Raw genomic sequence first — 2936 nt, forward strand, 5'->3', positions numbered from 1 at the left:
GACTTTTAGCTCCGGAGGACGAATTAGTCCAAAGATCGGCAAAATCGACGCAGTTTCGAAGGAATAGGTTTATAATTATGTAGTTCTGGCAATCCAAAATCAGCCGAAATCCAAAATGGAAGAGCGCCGTCTCGAAGGACAGTCTACGCGCCGGCGCTACATCGACCGTACACTGGCGGAAAATTTCATCACTTCTCTCGGCGACACGGTACCCGCTAGGTTTTTTGAAATGATCCAATCTCTTTGCTAGTTTATACTACTACAGCCTTCGTTGACACGTCTCAGATCTCGTACCATCCGTCTCGCTACTACTTCCGGCCTGATTGATGTCTCTCCGAACTGCGCTTTGTGCTCGATAACGGGCTTCAACCACTTCCAGCCTTTGTAGAGATCGCCTCGTCCCTTGAGGTGCGTGTATCGCCGCAGTGAATTCCAGTCGCGATGTCCGCTGACGCGCGAGACCTGTGGGATATCCCAGCCCATTTCAAAAAGACGCGAGACGCCGTCGTGGCGAAGATCGTGGAAGTGCAAGTCTTCGATGCCCAGAAAAGAGCAGGCCTTGGTGAAGGCCGCAGAGATGGAGTCGCCATTGTAAGGGAAAATGCAATCTGTCTCTCGCGGCATTGATTGCAGGATCCGCCACGACTCATTGGGAAGGTAGCACTCGACGTCGTTTCCAATCTTCTGGCCAGGGTGTTTCATATCACGCACGACGACCGTCTGGGCCTTTGGGTCGAGATCGCTCCATTTGATCCGCGTGATTTCCTCCTGCCGGCGGGTCGAGAAAATGCCAAAGGCGATGATCTTCGGCATGCAGATCGAGTGTGGTCGGCGCTCCTGCATTTCGAAGAAATGCTTCATCAGCTTGTCGAGTTCGTCCGGGGTCGGGCGGCGTTTGCGCTCGCGGCTCTTGGAGGCCATGCCGAGCTTCTTCAGCACCGCCTTCGCTTTGCGGATTTCGTCGTAGCGGATCGGATAGCCCCAGGCCGCCTCGGCGACGGCGAAGACAGCCGAAATATGCGAGATGTAGTTGCCGACGGTCTGAGGTTTGACACCGTGCTTAGTCATTCGCTCCCGTGCGAAGTCCACCAGTTCCTTGCTGCCGATGGCGGAGCCGGGAAGATCACCAAGGGAGCTGGCTTTGACCGTGTTGAGCACTTGCCGCTTGGTCTTGCCGAGAGAGTGGACTGCCTCCACCTCATCGAGATATTTCGTAATCACGTCACGGAAAATCGGATCGGGAGGCGCCCGCGGGGGCAACGAGCCCATTTCGGCCAGTTCGGATTCACGCTTCTTCAGCCAGCCTTTGGCGGCGAGCTTCCGATCGAAAGTTTCAGATTCCTGATGGACAATGACACCGTCACGCTTAATTCGGATGAGGGCCGTGTGACCCAAGGTGCCGTCCTTCTTGCGTTTTCTGGAGATTATGGTTCCCATGCCGACCTCAAAAGTGCAACATGACGCCTGCGTAGCATACATGTTGCACTTTGTTGCACTGTTTCAGGCAAATACGAGCGACCACGATTTTGGACGAGACAGGCCGGATGTCAAGTAATCCATTGGATAAATTGGATTTATTTAGACGGGATGAGAAGGGCTTGTCCCGGATTTTCTCCGTTGCCCCGATGATGGATTGGACCGATCGGCATTGCCGTGTGTTCCATCGTCTGCTGACGCGCAACGCGCGACTCTATACGGAGATGCTGACCACCGGTGCGATCATTCACGGCGCGCGCAAACGCTTGCTCGGATTCAGCGATGTCGAGCACCCTGTTGCGCTTCAGCTTGGCGGATCGCGCGCGGAGGATCTCGCGGCGTCTGCGCGCATCGGCGAGGATTTCGGCTACGACGAGATCAATCTGAACGTCGGCTGTCCGTCCGACCGGGTGAAGGACGGACGCTTCGGCGCCTGCCTGATGGCCGAGCCGGATCTGGTCGCCGAAGGCGTTCACGCCATGAAACGCGCGGTGTCGATACCGGTCACCGTTAAGTGCCGGATCGGGATCGACGATCAGGATACGGAATCCGGCCTCGATATCTTCGCCCGCAAGGTTACGGCCGCCGGCGCCGATGCGCTGATCGTCCACGCGCGCAAGGCGTGGCTTCAGGGACTGTCTCCGAAAGAGAATCGCGATATTCCGCCGCTCGATTATGACAGGGTTTACCGCCTGAAGGCATCGCTGCGCGATCTGCCCGTCGTCATCAACGGCGGTATCGGTGACATTTCGGAAGCGAAACAACATTTGGCGCATGTCGATGGCGTCATGCTGGGACGCGCCGCCTATCAGGAGCCATGGCGTCTGCTGAAGGTGGATCCCGAACTGTTTGGCGAGGCGACGCCGCACTCCACGATGAAGCACGCGCTCGAGGCCATGATGCCTTACATCGAAGATCAACTGGCCGGCGGCGCACGATTGCACGCCATCACCCGGCATTTTGTCGGCGCCTTTCATGGCATGCCGGGGGCTCGGGCGTTTCGCCGACACCTCGCCGAAAACGGAGTGAAGGACGGCGCCGGCCTCGACGTGTTGCGCGAGGCGCTGGCGCTGGTGGGCGGCCCTCACGCGAATTTCGCAAAAGCGGAAACGCGGTTGCGATCAGAATGCGCCAGTTAGAGCATTGTCGCGCGAAGCACGTCCTCAGACCCCCGCGCTCAAGATCATGGCGCGGTGCGGTGCGCTTCAATCCGGTGCGGGCGCTGGTCGTCATCCTGCGCCGAACCGTCACTGCAGAATAAAAAAGGCCCCGGTCGAAACCAGGGCCTTGATTGTTGCAAAGGAAGCCTGAGGCTTACTTGTCCGTGCGCTGCTTCAGCGCAGTGCCGAGGATGTCGCCGAGCGTCGCGCCCGAGTCGGATGAGCCATATTGCGCAATGGCTTCCTTCTCTTCGGCGACTTCCAGCGCCTTGATCGAGACCTGCACCTTGCGGGCCTTCT

Annotated in this window: 2 protein-coding genes; one reads left to right on the forward strand and one right to left on the reverse strand. The window is 57.9% G+C overall.

All coding sequences use genetic code 11. The annotated features are described in order from the left end of the window. Nucleotides 1-246 precede the first annotated feature (246 nt). On the reverse strand, nucleotides 247-1437 hold the full coding sequence (locus BGO16_RS01780) for a site-specific integrase (protein ID WP_292616684.1): 1191 nt from the start codon (nucleotides 1435-1437) through the stop codon (nucleotides 247-249). Nucleotides 1438-1598: 161 nt separating this feature from the next. On the opposite strand from BGO16_RS01780, the gene dusA reads away from it, so the two are divergent. Continuing rightward, nucleotides 1599-2615 carry a tRNA dihydrouridine(20/20a) synthase DusA gene (gene dusA, locus BGO16_RS01785; protein ID WP_292616686.1) on the forward strand — a complete coding sequence of 339 codons (1017 nt, stop codon included), beginning with the start codon at nucleotides 1599-1601 and terminating at the stop codon, nucleotides 2613-2615. Nucleotides 2616-2936 lie beyond the last annotated feature (321 nt).

The organism is Nitrobacter sp. 62-23, assembly GCF_001897285.1.
GTDB lineage: Bacteria > Pseudomonadota > Alphaproteobacteria > Rhizobiales > Xanthobacteraceae > Nitrobacter.